Origin of the sequence: Propionispora hippei DSM 15287 (assembly GCF_900141835.1) — a bacterium.
Taxonomy (GTDB): domain Bacteria; phylum Bacillota; class Negativicutes; order Propionisporales; family Propionisporaceae; genus Propionispora; species Propionispora hippei.
In genome coordinates this window covers 15391-35220 of sequence record NZ_FQZD01000012.1, presented here as the reverse complement: position 1 = coordinate 35220, position 19830 = coordinate 15391, and the positions used below count along the sequence as shown (strand labels likewise).

The window sequence follows — 19830 nt, the reverse complement described above, 5'->3', positions numbered from 1 at the left end:
AACACACCCCCTATGCGCTTAGCCTGCGTTCAATAACCGGCAACAGGCCGCATTCATTTTTCAGCAAGTCATAAAGAAACAGTCTACCCTTCTGCGTCCAGTAGGTGTGCATCGCACTTCGTTCAGCATCAATGGCATATGTCTTGGACTGGGTGTAACCTTGGTCAGCATAATTCTGGTATAAGAGCCATGTGTTACACTGCTTGAACTGAACACCCAGGTCGTGCAGCATCTTATTAAAGGCCTTACCGGACATCCCGTAATCTTTCGCAATCTGGCTGACAGGGATAACACTCTTATTCTGTAAAATCAAATCGTAGTAGCTGGCTTTCGGCTGCAGTTCACAAATGATCTGTCTGCTTTGCGCATTCTCAAGCTCCAGAAGTTTGATTCTCTCTTTTTCTGCCTTCAATTCCTGAAGGGCGGATATAAAGAGGTCCGGATCATTCAGTAGTTCCTCTTTGGCATAAAGACCGTGCTTTCTAACAGTTGGGAGAACATCATCAAAAACCCAGCGTTCAAACTTTTCTGCGGATGGCAATTTACTGTTAACAATCAACCGATAAAGGTCACCCTCAGGAATAAAGAGCATTTCAATTGTTTTCTCAGGCGATTGTGGGTGCGGTATGCCTCGTTTTAGGGCATACCTACAATGTGCATCGATAGCATTCTGTGGCTTGGCATAGCCTAACGCCTTTGCCACATCGCTACCGCAGAATAGTGGCTTGCCGTCCTGTTCCAGTGTTCTAATTTCACCAAACTCGATATTTTTGAAAATCTTAATATTATTCATAATCCTTAATCCTCCTAATCTTTTTTATAAAAATCACATTCGTAACCGTCCGCTCTAAGCGGCAATCCTGTTGCCCATTCCGGAGCAACCGACATTATCCTGCATATATCTTCAACGCTTGAATATCCTTCTGAAACCTCCAGCACAGCTTCATCGTGAATGTGCATCACAATTTCAAATCCGCTGTTGCGAAGCCTGAGCATGGCGAGTGCCAAAAGGTCGCGGCTTGTTGCCTGCACGATGTTCTCGACCAGTTTTGGGCCATAGGTTTCGATCCTCAGCCACTTCTTGCTTTCGCCAATCCCCTCATAAGTCAGGCCTTCACGGCCAAACTTGTTGGTATCGAGTCTCGGCTTGATATAGGAGAGCTTTCTGCCGGAGGGCAGTGTGATGAACAGGATGCCGGACTTGTAGGAAAAGCACACCTTGCCGACGACCATTTCCTTCTTTTCACGTACAGCCGAAGTGGCAGCTGCATCTACATCCCACCAGAACTTTGTAATGTGGGGATTCGCGCTTCTCCACTGATTGACCAGTATGGGCAGTTCTTCTTCAGTCAGCCCCATGTCCAAAGCTCCCATTGAAGTCAAAGCTCCGACAGATCCGCCATAGCCCAAAGCCAGTTCCGCAATCTTGCCCTTCTGCCTAAACGGGCTGCCTTTTGTTATTTCCTCAATAGGAACACCGAACATGGCGGATGCCGATGCCTCATAGATCTTTCCGTGGCTGGCAAATACATCAAGACGCCATTTCTCACCAGAGAACCATGCGAGCACTCTTGCTTCAATTGCAGAAAAGTCCGCTACGATAAACCGGGTACCAGGCTTTGGCACAAAGGCAGTTCGGATTAGTTCCGACAACACACCTGGAACGGAGTCAAATAGCAAATCCACATCCTCATACCGGCCTTGTTTTATAAGGCTTCTGGCAAGAGCCAAATCCGCCAGATGGTTCTGTGGCAGGTTCTGAACCTGGACAAGCCTTCCTGCCCAACGTCCTGTCCGATTCGCCCCATAAAACTGGAGCAGACCGTGGACCCTCCCATCCGAGCAGACGGAGCGCTCAATGGCTTCATATTTCTTGATCGAGGTCTTTGCCATCAACAGCCGCAGCTTCAGAACCTCCAGCACCTCTCCATCCGTTTCTGGAATGAGGCCCTTGACCGATTTTTTATCAAGGCTCTCCACCTCGACACCTCTGTCCATAAGCCATTCTTTGATTTGGGTGACAGAGTTAGGGTTGTTAAGCCCAGTCAATTCATAAGCCTGTGCAGTCACCATATCTTTGTACTGAAGATCACACTCAACGGCATGAGATACAAGATCACGGTCAACCATGATGCCTCTATCATTGATTTCCTGGTCGAGCCTATAAAGTTCCATCTCGCTTTCGGGAATCTGAAAATTCCTGAGTTTCCACCTTATCTCCCGCTCCGCATCCACATCCCTGATGCAGTAGGTTTTGAACAGCTCCCATTTTTCAGGCGAGTGTTCCGGCAGGTTTCTGGTTCTTCCTTCGTTTGTCTTGGTCGGCTTGCATGGAATGGAGAAGTATCTGACCAGGTCGGTGCCTTCCTTGAGCTTTTTTCGCCTAATATCCAAAACCTCGCCCACACCGTCAAGAGACAGTGGCAGTGCAAGCATCGCCGACTGCACCGCCGTACACTGCCAGGAAGCCGGAGATAGAGGTGTGTTCAGGTATCTTGAAAGACAGGTTCTTTCGAATGCTGCATTGAAAGCTGTCTTTATAACGCTTCCATCGGTTAGTGCTTCAAGGACTTCTGCAGGAAGCTTCTCCCCGCAAGCCAGATCCACTATCTTAGTTTCTTCATCATCAAATGCGTAAGCGAATAGCAGCACTGTAAAGTTGGGACTGTCTACATAGGCATAAACGCCGCATTTCGTCAGATCCACATCTGAATAAGTCTCAATATCTATTGATAAATACATTTCATCCTCTCCTTGTATGTAAAGGGCAGCAGTTGCCCACCGCCCCACATTAGTTCTTAGCCGAGGAAATCCTCATCTTCCGCAGTTCCAAAATCATCGGTTGCCCTTGAGCGTCCTCCGAGTGCCTCACCGTCCTTGAGCTTCTGGATGTTGCCAAGGCCCGCCGCAACGCCGCGGTTGCCGTTGGAGTTGTAGCCATAGAAGGTTACGCTGACACGACCGTAACAGCCGGAGTAAACTTCGCTCTGATCAAGGATTGGCTGTACTTTTCCGTCCACCACCTGTGGAGCCTGACGGCTGTTGGCATTGAAAAAATAGCAGCCTTTGTAGGCTTCGTCCTCGGGGCGGTCGATATCGCCATCGCGAAGCGGAGTCTTGAGATTGGCGGGAATCTTACCTCCCCACTTAGATGCAGAGTCCTTCTTGGCCTGTTCAATAGCTGCCTTTATGGCTTCGACAGTCTTGGTATCACTTTTAGGCACGATAGCCGAAACGCTGTATTTCGGATCACCACCATTTACGGAGTCTGGCTCCCAGCAGTGAAGATAGGAAAAACGGCATGGTACGATGACTTTAGTTGCAGACGTATTCTTGTTCATAATGAAACCTCCTGAAATTCCGCCGCAGCGGTAGTTTTATTGATTGCTTCTCTTTTATCTGAATACGGCACCAATGTGATCTTGCCTTGAGGCTTGTACACCAGGCGTCCGAGAATACGGGTGAATTCCTGTTTGCCCATAAGTCGTTCCATCTCTGTGATGGTAACTAGTGAGCGTTTATAGATATCTGTGTAGCCGGCGGTAGTTGCGGCCTCTGCCGCCTCGTCCTCGCTTGTATACTTGCGGTTGCTGCGACCTTCCACCAGTTTGAATCCGTTCCACTCTTTGCCGTGGATGATAGCCTGGTCCTGGGCAAAGGCATAAACATCGGAGGCCCATTTTGCCAGATCGTCAGCTATCTTCAGCACCTCTGCGATTTCATCATCCGAGAGCAGAGCAGGCTGACGAAACTCCATCTTTGCTAGGGCAAGAAACTCTTCGGCTCTTGCACGGCACTGATTCCTTGCTTTGCAGAATCGGCACCAGCTACCTGCATTGAAATCTCCAGCTCCCATCAGCGCCATAGCACCTCTGGGCTTTAACACTTCCTCGCCCCACGCCTTCAAAGTATCCGGAGCAATATTCCAGGTGCTTGAATTGTTTAAGCGAGGCTGAAAGATTGTAAGTCTGACGGTTTCCACATCGTAGAGCATCTCTGCCATGCCAAGGATGCCGAGTCCGTAGATCATTAGCTGCGGATTTTCCTCCGCAAAAACCGGGACGCCTTTGCCGAGTTTGAGATCAATGATATGCGCCACCTTATCGGTAACAATGACCATATCCGCCGTACCGAAGCATTCATCCACATAGTCCGAAGCATCCACGCGCTGTTCAACAGTGAATACCGGGCCATTGCAGACCCGCTTGGCTTCCTCAATTTCACCTATAACATAAGACACATATTCATCTACAGCTTCGAGCAGCTCGTCCGAGTAATAATCGGAAACAGGGCGTTTGCTTCTTTGTTTAAGGTGCTTTCTGATGAGATGCTCTGCCAGCGCATGGCCGGCAGAACCCTCTGCTGCATATTGAGACTCTTCTTCTGCAAACTGTTCCTCAAGCACCAAGGACGGTGGACAGTTCAAACGGCGATTTGCCGATGAAGGAGAAAATCTTGCATGTCCACTCATTAAAGCACCTCGGCTTCTTTGAGAAGAGCCTCATAATCCTCCGGCTTCACACCTGAGAGCTTTCCTGCATCGTATTTCATCAGCAGAGCCTTGACCTCGCGGGTTTTGCCTTCCTGGCTTTTCTCAGCAAGAACGGCGCGAACCAACTCGATACTGATTTTGCTTTCCTGTTTTAGTTCGGCTGCAGAAGATTGTTCTTTGATTTGACCTTCAGCAGAATTAGCCGCCAAGGTACGATATCCGGCTGCGAGTTTTTCGAACCCGTCAGCCAAAGTCAAATAAATTTCACTCATTGCTACTCATCCTTTCATTCAAATTTCAGACCTTTGACAACATTGCGGAAGTGATCATCCACACGCTCGTCAAGAATCAGGGTTTTAGGGTTTATCTGTCTAAGCTGCTCATCGTATATCATCACTGGGATGCGGATTTCCTTTGCGGCTTCAAGTTCATATTCCATTCCGCTTGTAATGCTTGGCCCGAGCAACCATATCAGATCACAGCCCTTCATCAGCTCGATGCCAAGTTCAATACCGCGGATTCTCTCAGACTCGTCATTCTCGTCCAGAAACTGAGGGAAATAAAGATGCGGTACCACTGGGATGTAACCACAGCCACATATGATTTTGGCAGCGTACGCAGCTTTCTTGCTGTTCTTCTCGATATCTCCACGGTAGGGAGAACATACAAAAACCTTTTTCATTACATTCACCATCCTTTCAAAATTCGGGGTTGTAACCCGTGCTATTTGCTCAGAGCAAAGTCTTTGAAGATGCTGTTCATTATGGCGAGGTCATTGCCGGACAGCTGCGCGCCGAGCCGTTTCAGCAATTCCTTCTGTTCAGGCTTCAGATACTTGTGGTTCATATAGAACCCATCCATAACCCGGACACCGCCGCCATATCGTCCACGTATAGTTTCCAGAGGATAAGAAAGCGACAGGCAGTCAATATCGTTTCTAATAGTTCGGACACTGACTCCAAACTCAAATGCCATATTTGCCATAGTCTCCTGCCTTCTGTGGCAGAGTGTTTCCATGATTCCCTGGCGTCTTTCATTAGGTCCCATCGCTTTCTCACCTCCTTCCCTTGCTCTGTAGCTAAATACTAAAAGTTAAATAGGCAGGCTCTTTTCCTATTTAAAAAAACTTTTTCGCAAAACTCTGGAAAAGAAAAATGCCACGAGTTGGCCAACTCATGGCATAATCGTACCGCTCAAGTGTAGTTTTGCCCCGGACATGGAATGTCCTATTTTAATGCAAAACAGGCCCCCTATAGGCTGCAAATTAATATTGCAGCCTATAGGGGGCCTGTCGATTCTGGCAAAAAACAACCGGACAAAAAATGTCCGGTCACATAAGAATTTTTTGTTTTTTTATTCTGCTTTACTCAGCGGATTGCAGTCATTCGCCCTTAAAATCTCATTACATTCATAAATTGAGTTTTGGTAGTACGAGTTCAGCAGCATCTGATATATTATGTGTTCCTCGTCAATTCTGAAAGTATGACCGGCCTTCTTTATCAGATCAGCACTTAGAACAGGGTTTAATTGCATTCCTATACAAATAGCCACTACCGTTGGCAGCTTATGCGGTTTTCTATCATCGTTTCTCATGCGCTGTATGGTCTTGGCATTTACCAGTGACATCTCTTCCAAGTATTCTACTGTAAAATTCAATCGATCCATATGGGCAACAAGCGTATCGGAAAAAGTGGCAGGCAGACTACGCATAATTCTTGTTGTCTGCGTTGCCTCATTTTTGATTCTCTTTAATTCTGCGGCTCTAGCTTCAGTTAACTGGTTCTGAGCGGAATTACTATACTTGGCTTCAACTATCGTGTCAGAGACAGCATTTTTATAAAGCACACATTCTGTGTAGAAGGAGACCCCGTAGCTATTATTTTTTCGAGTCTTGAGATCAAAGATAAGACAGCATTCATCTATGTGCTGTCTTGCATAATCTGTAAGTTCCGCATACCCGTTTTCGTTGTGGCGGATATACTTGGAATCATTAATACAAAAATGTGCATCAATATAGACATATTTGCCGGAATTCAGTAATTTCTTAAAATCAACATTCGTAGCATACTCATATAATGCATCCTGCATCCCGATGGTAAAGGTCTGATTATTTTTCAGAGCCGCTCTTTCAAAAGCATAATTTAAAATGTAGTGGTCATCTATATAGGTATAAACACCAATAGCCTCAGTGTAACCGAGGTCTATCATACGAATTTTCGCTGCAATCCTTGATACCTCGAAGAACTCTGATAATTCGAAAACCACAGATTCCATGATATCGGCGATATTATCGTTCTGAAGCACTCGCTTGTTTTTGGCGATTAGTTCTTCAATCTTCTGCCGTGTCTGCTTTACAGGCATCAGTATTCTCGGGGCTAAGGAATTGGCATGCCACTCCATCCAGTCCAGCGGTGTCCGATTTCTTTCAGGTCTTATGCCTTCTTGAACCTGGCAGCTGATAGACCGTGCTTCCTTGTTGTATAGCTTTTCCAGTTCAAAGAACTTTTTGTGCAGATCCCAGTGGACGCACTCATGAATGATGGTATTGTTCATGGATCCCACATTACGCATAAAATACACATTGGGGTCAACCAGGATAGTTCCTCTTTTTACATTCAAAGGCTTATATAACCCGGCATCTCTGTCATAATATTGTATTTCGCAGTCGGAGAAATATGTCTGTCCGAAAACAGAGCAAGTCTTAGTAATATGTACTTCCTGAACGTCAATCCCCATTCGCTTTGCGACTTCACGAGCCGGAACAGCCATTGGCTTTGCTAATGCTTCCGGGTAATATTTCTTAAGGAATTCTTCTGCCACATCATCCAACTGGTCCTTGCGAATGATGGGAACTAGATACTCAGACAGGTGGTTTTCTTTGCCATTATTATACTTGTTATAAATGTGTATATCAGATATATAGAATTTTCGAAACCCATCTTCCAATTCTGCAGAACAGGAAATCCGAAACCACTGCTCTATGCCATCGGTTTCACGGTTTCTCTTTACTGTTTCTGCAATTTCGATTTCTGCAGATACTACCACATCAAAAAAAATCTCGTTACCCTCTGAATCAGTGATATCGACAAGCTTGACCTCAACATCAGACAAAGTTGCTTCATCCGGACTTTCTACGCAGTGCGAATTGCCTTCCAATTTACCAGGGTTATCTTCTACAAAGATTAACAAGGCATTGAAAATTTCGTTAAAAAGCCTGTCCTCAATAACATCTCTGAATGAATTAAGTCTTTCCATTAACACGCCTCCTATGAAAAAAGTCGCTTCTTGGAAAGAGTGGCTACATGCCACTCTTCAAACACCTTGAGACTTATCTTAGGAGGCGGCTTTGTTGCATTTTATTCGTTGCCTCTATGCGTATCATCAGGGCGTTTAAGCTGTATGATTTGCGGTTTGCTCTCCTCAACATAAAGCGTTCCCTCACGCAGGTGGAGTAGTTCCTCAATATCTTGGCGATACAGTGTAATACCGTACTGTTTGAAAGTCCGCAGGATGCTTGCGGGGTTAAGTATCTTCTCTTCAATAAGAAGGTCGATAGCCCCTTGGAATATATTCTCCTTCAAAGCATACGAAACATCGCCGGGTTCTTTGGTGCGCCATCCGTTTTTGGATATCTGACGCATCATATACTGGAACTGGTTATCGGTAATGATACCGAGTTGATTGCTTCGGTAAACCATCGCTTGAATGGAAGCCTTCCATTTTTTCTTGAGAAACTGGTAATACTTCAAGTCTGTAGGATATGCCTGTACATCTTTGCCAAAACTGTTTTGGGGCAGCAACAAGGCACTTGCAAACATGTTGGCCTGTTTTTCACGGACCTTAAATTCTTCCTTTGTAATGAGTTCGAGGTTCTCACTCCATGGATGAAGCAGAAGGTGTCCAAGTTCATGGGCCATATCAAACCGGATTCTGCCTTCCGGTCTCTTGCCAAGGGCAACAGCTATAAAGTACATATCATTATTACCGACAATAGTTCTCTGGCTGAATGCGTCAATCTTATCTTCCAATGTATCAAATCCGGTTACGATAATGCCGTTCTTTTCAAGCAAGAACTGTAGATTTTTTATTGGAGCATCGCCAATACCCCAAAACTCTCTAATCTGTTGTGAAATGGATTCAATCTGCCGCTGGGTATCCTCTGTACTCTTATCATCAAACTCATCATCGCTGCCATCAAAGGTTACGTCCGGCAAATTGAGAGCAGGAAAATCAATATATTCCAATAGAACTTCATACATTTTAGCCACATACTCTAACTTTACGCTTTGTGAGGTACGATTCATCTTTGTGGCACTTGCAAGGGAACGGAAATAGGTTACCTCCGTCACGGTTTCACAAGCATCCGTTTGGAAGAAGAAATCGTATGGAAAGCTTAAAGATGAGGCTAAAGCTTGTACTCGCTCATGTTCCGGTGTATTTCGCTCATTCTCGTAAAGTGAAAGTGATTGTTTGCTGATACCTGTTCGATCAGCTAATTCAGTAAGTGTAAGCCCCCTAAAGAGTCTTCCGTTTTTTAGGCGCTTACCGTTAAATATTCTTTTATCCATAATTCTTCATCTCCTGACTTAATTTTGTCAGGCCTGTTTTGAAACCTCCCGTAATTTGGGGCGAAGTCCAGACTTAATCGCCAACAGACCCCTTGCTTCGCCATCAGTCTCATCACTAAGATCTTCATTAACAGGCTCGACATCTGTAAGCCGTGCAAAATCCGGCTTTATGTATTCGTTAAGAGATGCCGTTGCGATTATATTGAAGTCCTTATCCAGAAACTCCAACTGAATGTCTCTGAGTTCGCTGCCGTCTGCATCGTAGGCGATGACGTAATGGCGATAACCCTCGGTAGGGTCAATCAGACCTTCCACAATGGAGTTATAGTCATTTTCCAGATCTTCTGCTTCAAACGGGAAAAAATCCATAAGGGTCATCTGCTTTACAGATGCTTCGCAACCACCATTTTCCATATATAGGATGGTCTGCAGAAAATGTGGTTTATTGCGCTGTTTCCTCGGCACGGCACGAAGCGTTTTCTGAGTGGTAATCGTGTAGGTAACCTTTTCGGCTCGGTCTACAATGATTCTGCCCTGCCACACATACCGCTTAAAAGGAACAAACTCGATATCTCCTCCAACTACCAGTTTGCGGAGATTTTCATTGATACAGTCACCACGAAGATGAATAATAGCGTTGTTGGTTTCTTTGTGATGCTCCCGCAGGTACTGCGGCACATCATCGGCAATTGCTTTATCTACAGCACGGACAATTCGACGCATAAGGTTATCGTTAAGTTTGATATTGTCCAATAAAATTACCTCCTATTGTTTATCTGTTTCCTATTTTTACACATTTAACCTATTTTGTCAAGTACGCTTACATAATAATGTCGTTGTGTTCATTCTTAGTGCTGCTTTTGTGTATGCATTTAAGCTTTTTAACCATTATATATCGGATATTTAAAATGTACATTTCGTGTTTTATCTGATATACTAAATTATGTAAATTCATTTTATTCTATGTTAAAATGAAAGGATGTGTTATTTTGGTTTCAAGAGACCTAAATAATTTGATTCATCGACTTTCTGAAATAAAAGATTTGGGATGGATTGAAAATAAACGTTACGGTAATCAAGGTGGAGTTGGCAACACGTTAGAGGACCTCTTAGAAATTTCAGAAAATAATTTGCAATTACCTGATTTTGGTGAATGGGAAATAAAAAGTCAAAGAGCAGAAACAAGTTCTTTACTAACTTTATTTCATAGTGAGCCCAAACCTCGAAATGCAAGATTTGTTCCTAAAATATTACTACCTAAATATGGTTGGCCACATCAGGAAGCAGGCACTACATATCCAGACTATGAAATGAGTTTTCGCCAGACAATAAGTGCATCGAGTTATAGTGACCGAGGGTTCACCGTTGGTGTCGATAGAGAAAACGAGAAAATTTTTATAACATTTGATTCTGGAAAAATAGCATCTCATCATGACCATTGGAAAAATTCTGTTGCAGATCGAATAGGCCTCTCTGAGCTGAATCCTATACCTTTTTGGGACTTTCATGATATTGAAAGTAAAATTTCCGCAAAATTAAAAAATACGCTTTATGTTAAAGCTACGACAAAAAGAGAAAACGGTATTGAATATTATCACTATGAGCACTTCGAAGTTTATACCGGACTTGATATTGATAATTTTGTTTCTTTAGTTGAAGAAGGACAAGTATATATCGATTTTGACGCCAGAACAGGTCATAACCATGGCACAAAATTCAGGGTCCGCCCTGCATATAAAAATCGACTTTATAATGAACAACTTGAAATTTAACTGTTTTATGAAAAAGGACAACGTCACATTTTTAGACGTTGTCCTTTTTAGCCTTCTATATTCACATTAATAATTTATAACTCCTATTTAGTAACTGTCGGTTCTACAATAAAATCCAGAATATATTCGAATGTAGTGCCCATCGTTATATAACTACTTGGCCAACCGAAGATGCCAATTTGATTGACAATATTTCTTCTATCCCATATTATTGTGTTTCTGAACTGATATCCAGCATCCTCCATAGCTTTAATAACATTGATATGAAGAGGCACCCTTCGTCCCTCTATCCACGCATCGGTAATATTTATTATACAATGCGCTTTAGGAGCCAGCAGAGGTTTTATGGATGAAAACACTTCTTTGATTGCATTTTCAAAGTCTGCTTGTTCTAGAGTTCCCAAATCTCTTGGATCCTGACTGTATTGTTCAACAACCCCTAGTTGATCGTTCTTACGTTTATCTCCACGTCTACTTTTATTTTTACGCTCTCGGTTTAATAAATTTGCATACGGCGGAGAAGTGAACACACATTTGACTATTCCTTCATGTATATACTCTTGAATATTTCTAGCATCATCACATACTGCTATTTGCTGGCAATTATGAATCAAATCAGAGACTATCGATTGTTGCATTATCCTACTTTCAGCGATTTTAATATATTCTTGTTTTAAATCAAATCCAATAGCATTTCTTGCCAAATCCTGTGCTGCAACAAGGGTGGTTCCTGAGCCAACAAAAGGATCTAAGACCAACTCCCCAACATGTGTAAATTGCTCCATTACTCTTTTAGCCATACTTATTGGAAACGTTGCAGGGTGTAGCTTTTTATCTCTAATGTCTCTTTCCTCATATTTGAATTCCCAAACACCTATTTGATTAAGTATCCACTGTTTAGCTGGAATGCAAGATAAATGCCCCGGCTTACAGTCACATAACCTCTCATGGGAAATATTAATAAATTTCGGCAATATTTTCACCTCTTGATGTTTTTTCAACTCTATCTTTTGCATATTCACAAAACCCTTGATTAATTTCATGTCCGATAAAGTTTCTATTTAATCGGTCGCTCACTATCCAAGAAGTGCCGGTACCCATAAATGGATCATAGACAATTCCGTTCTCTGGTGAGGCACATGAGATTATCTGTTCTACCAGTTTTTCAGGGAACGATGCTGTATGGTCGCCATCTAATGGTTGAGTATTTATTGCCCATATATCACCAGGATTTTTCATTTTCCCATTAGCCCCCAATACCTTTACGGAATCAAGGTCAAAGTAATATGATTTTGCCATTACAAAATGAAAAACGTGCTCATACATATTGTTGAATCTATCTTTAACACTAGCTGGTATTCGATTAGGTTTATGCCAAATTATATCATCCCTTAATATCCATCCTCTTTCTTGCATTTCAATGGCAAATCTCGATGGTATTAGAAGCAATTGTTTATTCTGGTACAGTCTACCATTTTGTTTGATTTTCGGCTGCAACGGTTTTAATGTAAAGTATTTTTCTTTTCTTTCTTTTTGATATTGAGTTATATCGCCATTGTCATCAACATATTTATTCCATGCCCCTGCTCCGGATCCAAAATATGTATCACCAATGTTAATAAATAAATTTCCAGTTTTCTTAATGTATGGTTTAAAAGTATCAAAATAGTCAGCTAACGTCTTAACATATTCTTCTGGTGTTGGCTCAGATCCTAGTTCTCCCGAGCCATTATAAATACGCTTCGCCCAATATGGGGGTGAAGTCACCAACAAATCAATAGACGCTTTTTCCTGTTCTTTTATTAATTCAAGGCAATCGCCACATTTGATAATATGTTTTACCATTAAAATTCCTCCTGAAAGTTCTTTCTTACACTAGTCTTATTTTTTAACCAAAGTATAGTTAAAAGATATATTCTATTTCTCATAACTATCGTTATTATGGTTTTTTTTAATTCTTGCATCTGCAGGCTTCTCTGTATTTTGAGGTATCGCCCACATAGTTCCTAAACGTTGAGCACCTTCAATCCGGTTCTCCACACAAAGTATTTGTACTCTTCGTTTTGTAATACCCCATTTTTCAGCCGCTTCTTGAGCAGTCATGTATTCCACAGCGCACCTCCATAAAGCCCAACCGTGTTATATTATATTCTCTTTCGCGAATAACATCAAGCCATTTAATCGAAACTGTAGTGAGACATTTCTTGACTTCATTTCGCCACAAGGTTATTCCTTTTGCCAAACGGTTAAACCCTATCAGCGTAACTGCACACCGTTTTTCTACTTCTCAACTACAAACAAACCAGTAATTACCTTAATACACACCAAGAAAGCCGCCTTAAATTTAAACTATATAATAAGAACAGCCCTTGAAAATGGCTTATTTACGGCATTTTCAAGGGCTGTTCTATTTATTTTTTCTCCAGCAGTGCTACTACCTCAATGTGGTAAGTCTGCGGAAACATATCCACCGGCTGAACTTCCTGTGTTTCGTATCCTTGTTCGTTAAGTACCGCCAAGTCTCTGGCGAGGGAGGATGGATTGCAAGATACATAGACAATACGCTGAGGTTTCATATTAACAAAGGTCTCGAGCACCTGGCGATCACAGCCGGCACGAGGCGGATCGACGACAATGACGTCCGGTCGCAGGCCTTCTTTAAACAGGCGCGGCAGTACGTCCACGGCATCACCAACGATAAATTCGGCGTTCTTCACTTGATTGCGCTCGGCATTAAGCCGGGCATCACAAATAGCCGGTTCCACTATCTCTATTCCATATACTTTCTTGGCCTTTTGCGCCAAAAACAGGCTGATTGTTCCCGTCCCACAGTATGCGTCAATGACCACTTCCTGGCCGGAAAGATCAGCGTATTCCAAAGCTTTTTTATACAGCACTTCTGCCTGTACGGTATTTACCTGAAAGAAAGAACGGGCCGAAATAGCAAAGTTGAAATCTCCCAGACGGTCGGTAATGGTATCCCGTCCCCAAAGTGTTTGTGTCTCCTCGCCCATGATGACATTGGTCTTCCGGCCATTTACATTTTGAATGACGCTCACCAGACCGAGAATGCGATTTTTCAATCGGTCAATGATTTGTTCTTTGTAAGGCAGGTGCTTAGCGGCAGTAACCAAGACAACCATCACTTCACCGGTAGCTACCCCTACCCGTCCCAATACATGGCGCACCAGACCTGTGCCGGTATTTTCATCATAAACGCTAATCCCAAACTCATGTAAAGCGGCTTGCACTTCCTGCAGAATCACATTGTTCGCCTGATGCTGGATGGTGCATTCGGTCGTGGGAATAATAGTATGCGTTCCCTGGGCAAAGCAGCCGGCCACTACGGTTCCGTCTGTCAAACCTACGGGAAACTGCATTTTATTTCGGTAATACCAGGGTTCGGTACACCCTAAAGTAGCGTGGACAGGAACTCCGTCCAGCTTTCCAATCCGGGTAATCGCATCAACCACAGTCTGCCGTTTACTTTCCAATTGTCCTTCATAGGTAAGGTGCTGCAGTTGACAGCCGCCACAGGACTTATAGATCGGACATTTTGCAGTTATTCGCCGGGGAGAGGCTGATTCAACGGTCAGCAATACTCCCTTGGCATAATTCTTTTTAACCTCTATGATTTTTGCCTTAACTTTCTCTCCCGGCAATGCCTGCGGTACAAAAACAGTAAAGTCCTCCACTCGCCCAACACCTTCGCCACTATGGCCCAGGCTGACAATATCCAGACTGTATATACCGCCTTTTCTTACCGGCGGAGTAGCAATATTCTTTTTCACACTATCACCTTTATAATTCAATTATCTTATTTGAAAAAGGGCGGCACCTGTCCGCCCTTCTTGATGACCGGACATCAAAAATCCAGGCCACTATTTCAGAGTAAGGCTTTGCCCGTATCCCGCAAGACTCGGCACAAGCCAGGTTTTTTATTTTTCATTATCCGCACTTTTTCCCAATTTGATTAAGGTTTGCATATACTCTTTTAGCTTTTTCTCGACCAAATCATGAACCGTATTGAGCGGATAGGTGCCATCTGCCTGAAGCTGCCCGGCCGGAGTACCTGTCAAAATTTCAATACCTTCATCAATAGTCTTGACCGGATAGATATGGAAACTTCCCTGTCGGACGGCCTCCACCACTTCGTCGTTGAGTGTAAGGTCATCTACATTCTGCCAGGGGATCATAACACCCTGTTTGCCGGTCAAACCCTTGATCTTACAGACCTCAAAGAAGCCTTCGATTTTCTGAGTAGCTCCGCCAATCGGTTGAATTTCTCCTTTTTGATTGACCGAGCCAGTCACAGCGATGTACTGTTTGATTGGCAGGTCCGACAGACTGGATAGGATGGCATACAATTCGGTACTGGAAGCGCTGTCGCCATCTACACCGTCATAGGTTTGTTCAAAGGTCAGGCTGGCTGTCAGCGTCAGCGGCTGGCGCTGGGCAAATTTTTCTCCCATATACCCGCTTAAAATCATAACACCCTTGGTGTGGCTGGTGCCGCTCATTTTTGTTTCCCGTTCAATATTGATTACGCCGCTTTTACCCAAATAGGTGTTGGCGGTAATGCGGGAAGGTTTACCAAACATATACTCCCCGACCGCCATAACGGCCAGACCGTTAACCTGCCCCACTTTTTCTTCATCGGTATCAATTAAAAATTTCCCGTCGGCAAACATTTCCTGCAAACGTTCTTCGTACTTATTCGACCGGTATCGCTTCTCTTCAATAGCTTGTTTAACATGCTCAGCCCGGACAAGCTCGCTGTTATCCAGCGTGGCCCATACATCGGCCTCACACAAAATTTCCACAACCTCATTAAACCGGGTAGTCAGTTTCTTCTGACTCTGGGCCAGACGACAGGAGTATTCAATGACTTTGGCCACAGCCACCCGGTCAAAAGGTTTAAGTTCTTTTCGATTTACCGTAGAACTAATAAATCCGGCCAGTCTTTTGATATTCTCCGGATTATTATTCATTTGGACATCAAAATCGGCATGAACCTTAAACAGCTTCCGGAAATCCTCGTCATAATTGTACAGTAGATAATAGATTTGCGGACTGCCGACCAACACGACCTTTACATCTACCGGTACGGGTTCCGGTTTTAATGAAGCCATGGCCAGCATGCCGTATTGCTCCCCCAGATTTTCGATATACAGCTTTTTAGTCTTTAATACCCGCTTCAAGGCTTCCCAGGCACCGATATTGGTCAGTACATCACGGATATTTAAAATTAAATAGCCGCCATTGGCCCGATGCAAGGCGCCGGCCTTAATCATGGTATAGTCGGTGCTAACCATTCCCATGCGGGTTTCATATTCGACCCGTCCTACCAGATTATAGTAAGTCGGGTTGGTTTCCACCACAACCGGTGCCCCCCGGCTAGCTCCATTATCAACGACAAGATTGACCTTGTACTTTTCTTTTCCCGTCTCCTGCATATTCCGCTTAAACAGCATCAGCGGATTTTGCTCTTCTTCGTTGTGCGGCTTAAATTCATTAATATGAGTAACAATGTCTTTCTTAACAGCCTCCAGATAGGCCGTAACTTCGGTAAAGTCCGCATATTTTTCGGTTAAACTATCAATCAAATGCCCAACCGCAAACAAACCGATACGGCTGTCCAAACTTTTAAGTTCTTCCCGTACTTCCCGTTCCACTACCTGCAGGTGACGAATAACCTCGGCAGCCTTGTCGTGCAGCAGCAGCGCCTTTTTCTCAATCTCTTCCCGCTGTGTGACATCCAGATTTTGAAATTCCTCCTGGGTCAGTACTTTATTATCCACAATGGGCAGACCGGCAAAACCGGTAGTAGACCACTGAGGCTGTATCCCCATTTCCTCTGCTTTTTTATTAAACCCTTCCACAATGAGCGTACGTTTATCCTGAAAGGTTTTAATCAACTCGGCGCGGGATTGTTCGTACTCATCGCCGCTGAATACTTTGGCTATACCAGTTTTCAGCTCGTCCATGAGCACTTGCATATCCTGCTGAAATTTAGCGCCCATACCGGCCGGCAGGGAAAGTGCTTTGGGCTGCGCCGCATTATGAAAATTATTCACATAACACCAGTCAAGCGGCAATTCTTGCTTTTGTGCCGCCCGCTTAGTCACGGCCGCCTTAGCATAGGTAATCTTTCCCGTACCGACCAGGCCGGAAATAAAAATATTGTAGCCGGAATTTTGAGTATATAGCCCGAATTCAACCGCTTTTACCGCCCTGGTCTGGCCAATCATAACGTCCAGCGGCGAAACCGTCTGGGTCGTTTCAAAATCAAGCAACCTTTCATCACATATAAAGTGCAACTTATCTGCCGGTAGTTCCTGCCAGTTAGTCATTACGCCAATCCCCTCTCCCTCATTCTCCTTGACTAAACTTGCTATACATGATTTGTAGGCTCTATATATGTTAATTGATCTATATTGTTCGCCTCAGCAGCCGCTAAATCCTCTTCCCATGCCACTTCCTGGCTGCCACAGTAAAAGCAGGTATCAAAATATTCCTTCGGATGGGAGCTGGCCGCATTCACAACCGCTTTGACAGCCCCCATGCTGGTAAGCTGTTCCAGTCCGTTTTCTTTAAAATCACCGATCAAGCCGGAAAGTGGTCCGTTGCTATAGGGTGAAGCCGGCAGCACTTTGCTGGAAACAAAACTTTTACGGTTTCCACAACGCAAGCAACGAGGCATACAGCATCTCCTCCCTTGTGCTAAATTTCAGTTACGTTACAGGCAATACACCGAAAAACAGCAGCAATATTTTACTAGCATTAACAAAGGAATGGGCCACTATGGCGCTAACTAATGATCCTGTCCAATAATATAAAAGAGCAAGACCAATTCCTATCACCATCATTTCCCCTAACCAGTACACACTAAAATGCATAAGCGTAAATATAGCGGCACTGCCTATCGTTCCGCCCCACACTCCCCAACGTTCCCTCAGTGGCAGAAAAGTCAGCAGTCGGTATAACGCCTCTTCCGCCACCGGTGCGGCCACGCCGGCCAAAAATAAAGGGGACAGCAATTGTTGCCAGGAGGCGGCAGCCTGGGCCTGCACGGCCAGTGGATGCTGTGCCGGTGTCAAGAGCAGCCAGGCGGCATAATATTTTTCACTGTAGATACTAATGGTCAGCAACCCTACCCCGGCTAATAATCCCCATAAACCATTTCGGCCGGCATGATTCAGGCTGAGGCCGACCTCCGTCCAAGCCACCCGGCTTTTAACCATAACTAACCAAACCAAAAACAACACTGTCAGTCTATCGACCAGTTCAATCCAAAAAGCAGAAACACCAGACCAAAAGGGATATACGGTCTGCGCCAGCAGCAACCCGGTTACAATACGTAACACATGAACGGCCATTACCGTACCGATATTCCAGCCCGCTTTTTCCGGCAGCATGATCTTCCCTTCTTTTTGAAAAGCTGTATGTACTACCATTATGTACGGTCACAAATGCTTTAATGCCAAGATATATTTTCCGCTGCAAATAATATCTAAATAAAAAAATAAGGGCAAAAGCGCTATCGCCTTTGCCCTTATTTTTTTATAATCTTTCCCGTAGCAGCTTGTTTACCATTTCCGGATTGGCCCGGCCTTTGGTCTGTTTCATGATCTGACCTACCAAAAATCCGATTGCTTTTTCCTTGCCGGCTTTGAAATCGGCCACCGACTGGGGATTAGCGGCAATAACCGAGTCAACAATAGCAACGATAGCACCGGCATCACTAATCTGGACCAGCCCTTTTTCTTTTACTACCGTATCGGCATCCTTGCCGCTTGACCACATATCTTCAAACACGGTTTTCGCTATTTTTCCGGAAATAGTCCCCTTATCAATCAAGGCGATCATGCCGGCCAGCTTAACCGGTGTAACCGGGCAAGCTTCAATATCCAGCCCTGCCGTATTCAAGTGCTTCGACACTTCCCCCATCAGCCAGTTGGCAACCGACTTGGCATCTGCTTGGCAAGCCACGGTTTCATCAAAATAATCGGCCATCGCCTTGCTTGCCGTAATCACACTGGCATCATAAGACGACAGGCCATAATCGTTTATTAAGCGTTTTTGCCGGGCATCAGGCAGTTCCGGCAAACTCTGCCGGATTTCTTCCACCTTGGCCGGATCGACAATGATGGGCACTAAATCGGGCTCGGGGAAATAGCGATAGTCATGAGCCTGTTCCTTGCTGCGCATCGAAAGGGTAATGCCCTTCGCTTCGTCCCAGGAACGGGTTTCCTGAATAACCCGGCCGCCTTCCTCTAAAACCTGTTCCTGCCGGGCCGCTTCATATTCCAGTCCGCGCTGCACCGAACGGAAAGAGTTAAGATTTTTGATCTCGGCCTTAGTGCCAAACGGTTCCGTACCGCGTGGCCGCAGTGAGATATTGGCATCGCAGCGCAGGCTTCCTTCCTCCATCTTGCAGTCCGATACATCAATATATTGTAGAATGGCTTTTAACTTTTCCAAATAGGCCTTGGCTTCTTCCGGAGTGCGGATATCCGGCTCCGATACGATTTCGATCAGCGGTACGCCGGTACGGTTGTAGTCAACCAGCGCATAGTCGGAATTATTGATCGTCCCGGAATGCACCAGCTTGCCAGCATCCTCTTCCATATGCACACGGGTGATACCAATCCGCTTGGTCTGCCCCTCTACCTCAATATCCAAATAACCATTTACGGCAATGGGCAAATCATATTGTGACGTTTGGAAATTTTTCGGCAAATCGGGATAGTAATAGTTTTTACGGTCAAATTTACTAAAGGGCAAAATCTCGCAGTTCAACGCCAGGCCGGCCCGAATGGCAAATTCAATCACTTTTTCATTAATGACGGGCAGTACACCGGGCAAGCCTAAGCATACCGGACATACATTGGTATTTTGCTCCGAACCGAACTGCGTGCTGCAGCCGCAGAATATCTTCGATTTTGTTTTTAGTTCGGAATGCACTTCCAAGCCAATTACAATTTCATAATCCATT

The 19830-nt window shown here is 44.4% G+C and carries 19 protein-coding genes; 1 reads left to right on the top strand and 18 read right to left on the bottom strand.

Translation table 11 applies throughout. The features are described from left to right. Window positions 1–10 precede the first annotated feature (10 nt). From F3H20_RS08420 to F3H20_RS08375, 10 genes are all read right to left on the bottom strand, one after another. Window positions 11–793 carry a phage antirepressor gene (locus tag F3H20_RS08420; RefSeq protein ID WP_018702334.1) on the bottom strand — a complete coding sequence of 261 codons (783 nt, stop codon included), beginning with the start codon at window positions 791–793 and terminating at the stop codon, window positions 11–13. A gap of 14 nt (window positions 794–807) precedes the next feature. Further along, complete coding sequence (locus tag F3H20_RS08415; protein ID WP_149734495.1) at window positions 808–2742, bottom strand: DNA polymerase; 1935 nt, start codon at window positions 2740–2742, stop codon at window positions 808–810. 56 nt (window positions 2743–2798) lie between these two features. Beyond that, window positions 2799–3341, bottom strand: a complete 543-nt coding sequence (locus F3H20_RS08410) for a DUF2815 family protein (protein ID WP_188128254.1) — start codon at window positions 3339–3341, stop codon at window positions 2799–2801. Beyond that, window positions 3338–4471 carry a DUF2800 domain-containing protein gene (locus F3H20_RS08405; protein WP_149734493.1) on the bottom strand — a complete coding sequence of 378 codons (1134 nt, stop codon included), beginning with the start codon at window positions 4469–4471 and terminating at the stop codon, window positions 3338–3340. The genes F3H20_RS08410 and F3H20_RS08405 overlap by 4 nt, the downstream gene beginning before the upstream one ends. Then, window positions 4471–4764, bottom strand: a complete 294-nt coding sequence (locus F3H20_RS08400) for a hypothetical protein (RefSeq protein WP_149734492.1) — start codon at window positions 4762–4764, stop codon at window positions 4471–4473. The genes F3H20_RS08405 and F3H20_RS08400 overlap by 1 nt, the downstream gene beginning before the upstream one ends. Before the next feature lie 14 nt (window positions 4765–4778). Continuing rightward, complete coding sequence (locus tag F3H20_RS08395; RefSeq protein WP_149734491.1) at window positions 4779–5174, bottom strand: DUF7768 domain-containing protein; 396 nt, start codon at window positions 5172–5174, stop codon at window positions 4779–4781. Between the two features lie 41 nt (window positions 5175–5215). Next, complete coding sequence (locus F3H20_RS08390; RefSeq protein ID WP_149734490.1) at window positions 5216–5539, bottom strand: HTH domain-containing protein; 324 nt, start codon at window positions 5537–5539, stop codon at window positions 5216–5218. A 306-nt stretch (window positions 5540–5845) separates the two neighbouring features. Continuing rightward, window positions 5846–7747, bottom strand: coding sequence for an ImmA/IrrE family metallo-endopeptidase (locus F3H20_RS08385; protein ID WP_149734489.1), 1902 nt, complete (start codon window positions 7745–7747; stop codon window positions 5846–5848). 101 nt (window positions 7748–7848) lie between these two features. After that, window positions 7849–9060, bottom strand: coding sequence for a helix-turn-helix domain-containing protein (locus tag F3H20_RS08380; protein WP_149734488.1), 1212 nt, complete (start codon window positions 9058–9060; stop codon window positions 7849–7851). Between the two features lie 27 nt (window positions 9061–9087). Beyond that, window positions 9088–9813 (bottom strand): DUF5986 family protein, encoded by a 726-nt coding sequence (locus F3H20_RS08375; RefSeq protein ID WP_149734487.1) that lies wholly within the window; start codon window positions 9811–9813, stop codon window positions 9088–9090. Window positions 9814–10049: 236 nt separating this feature from the next. Between F3H20_RS08375 and F3H20_RS08370 the strand changes: the two genes are divergently transcribed. Next, window positions 10050–10832 (top strand): MvaI/BcnI family restriction endonuclease, encoded by a 783-nt coding sequence (locus F3H20_RS08370; protein WP_018702324.1) that lies wholly within the window; start codon window positions 10050–10052, stop codon window positions 10830–10832. 83 nt (window positions 10833–10915) lie between these two features. On the opposite strand, the gene F3H20_RS08365 is transcribed toward F3H20_RS08370, so the two are convergent. From F3H20_RS08365 to gatB, 8 genes are all read right to left on the bottom strand, one after another. Next, window positions 10916–11848, bottom strand: a complete 933-nt coding sequence (locus F3H20_RS08365) for a DNA methyltransferase (protein ID WP_223191688.1) — start codon at window positions 11846–11848, stop codon at window positions 10916–10918. After that, entirely contained in the window at window positions 11790–12677 is an 888-nt protein-coding gene (locus F3H20_RS08360; protein WP_018702322.1) for a DNA-methyltransferase, read from the bottom strand. Before F3H20_RS08360 ends, F3H20_RS08365 begins: the two co-directional genes overlap by 59 nt. Window positions 12678–12749: 72 nt before the next feature. Beyond that, window positions 12750–12935, bottom strand: a complete 186-nt coding sequence (locus F3H20_RS08355; RefSeq protein WP_316843012.1) for a DNA-binding protein — start codon at window positions 12933–12935, stop codon at window positions 12750–12752. A gap of 308 nt (window positions 12936–13243) precedes the next feature. Next, window positions 13244–14623: a 23S rRNA (uracil(1939)-C(5))-methyltransferase RlmD gene (rlmD, locus tag F3H20_RS08350; protein WP_149734486.1), complete on the bottom strand. Its 1380-nt coding sequence runs from the start codon at window positions 14621–14623 to the stop codon at window positions 13244–13246. 147 nt (window positions 14624–14770) lie between these two features. Next, complete coding sequence (locus F3H20_RS08345; protein ID WP_149734485.1) at window positions 14771–17185, bottom strand: Lon protease family protein; 2415 nt, start codon at window positions 17183–17185, stop codon at window positions 14771–14773. A gap of 41 nt (window positions 17186–17226) precedes the next feature. Next, window positions 17227–17535 carry a hypothetical protein gene (locus F3H20_RS08340; protein WP_188128253.1) on the bottom strand — a complete coding sequence of 103 codons (309 nt, stop codon included), beginning with the start codon at window positions 17533–17535 and terminating at the stop codon, window positions 17227–17229. A 31-nt stretch (window positions 17536–17566) separates the two neighbouring features. Beyond that, a complete protein-coding gene (locus F3H20_RS08335; RefSeq protein ID WP_149734484.1) occupies window positions 17567–18250 on the bottom strand; it encodes a CPBP family intramembrane glutamic endopeptidase in 684 nt (227 codons plus the stop codon). A gap of 145 nt (window positions 18251–18395) precedes the next feature. Continuing rightward, window positions 18396–19829, bottom strand: a complete 1434-nt coding sequence (gene gatB, locus F3H20_RS08330) for an Asp-tRNA(Asn)/Glu-tRNA(Gln) amidotransferase subunit GatB (protein WP_149734483.1) — start codon at window positions 19827–19829, stop codon at window positions 18396–18398. Window position 19830: the final 1 nt, after the last annotated feature.

Coding starts and splice junctions, on each gene's coding strand:
- F3H20_RS08335 (WP_149734484.1), bottom strand. CDS start 18,250: ATGCTGCCGGAAAAAGCGGGCTGGAATATCGGTACGGTAATGGCCGTT.
- F3H20_RS08380 (WP_149734488.1), bottom strand. CDS start 9,060: ATGGATAAAAGAATATTTAACGGTAAGCGCCTAAAAAACGGAAGACTC.
- F3H20_RS08405 (WP_149734493.1), bottom strand. CDS start 4,471: ATGAGTGGACATGCAAGATTTTCTCCTTCATCGGCAAATCGCCGTTTG.
- F3H20_RS08410 (WP_188128254.1), bottom strand. CDS start 3,341: ATGAACAAGAATACGTCTGCAACTAAAGTCATCGTACCATGCCGTTTT.
- F3H20_RS08420 (WP_018702334.1), bottom strand. CDS start 793: ATGAATAATATTAAGATTTTCAAAAATATCGAGTTTGGTGAAATTAGA.
- F3H20_RS08400 (WP_149734492.1), bottom strand. CDS start 4,764: ATGAGTGAAATTTATTTGACTTTGGCTGACGGGTTCGAAAAACTCGCA.
- F3H20_RS08415 (WP_149734495.1), bottom strand. CDS start 2,742: ATGTATTTATCAATAGATATTGAGACTTATTCAGATGTGGATCTGACG.
- F3H20_RS08395 (WP_149734491.1), bottom strand. CDS start 5,174: ATGAAAAAGGTTTTTGTATGTTCTCCCTACCGTGGAGATATCGAGAAG.
- F3H20_RS08365 (WP_223191688.1), bottom strand. CDS start 11,848: ATGCAAAAGATAGAGTTGAAAAAACATCAAGAGGTGAAAATATTGCCG.
- F3H20_RS08390 (WP_149734490.1), bottom strand. CDS start 5,539: ATGGGACCTAATGAAAGACGCCAGGGAATCATGGAAACACTCTGCCAC.
- F3H20_RS08340 (WP_188128253.1), bottom strand. CDS start 17,535: ATGCCTCGTTGCTTGCGTTGTGGAAACCGTAAAAGTTTTGTTTCCAGC.
- F3H20_RS08345 (WP_149734485.1), bottom strand. CDS start 17,185: ATGACTAACTGGCAGGAACTACCGGCAGATAAGTTGCACTTTATATGT.
- F3H20_RS08385 (WP_149734489.1), bottom strand. CDS start 7,747: ATGGAAAGACTTAATTCATTCAGAGATGTTATTGAGGACAGGCTTTTT.
- gatB (WP_149734483.1), bottom strand. CDS start 19,829: ATGGATTATGAAATTGTAATTGGCTTGGAAGTGCATTCCGAACTAAAA.
- F3H20_RS08355 (WP_316843012.1), bottom strand. CDS start 12,935: ATGACTGCTCAAGAAGCGGCTGAAAAATGGGGTATTACAAAACGAAGA.
- F3H20_RS08360 (WP_018702322.1), bottom strand. CDS start 12,677: ATGGTAAAACATATTATCAAATGTGGCGATTGCCTTGAATTAATAAAA.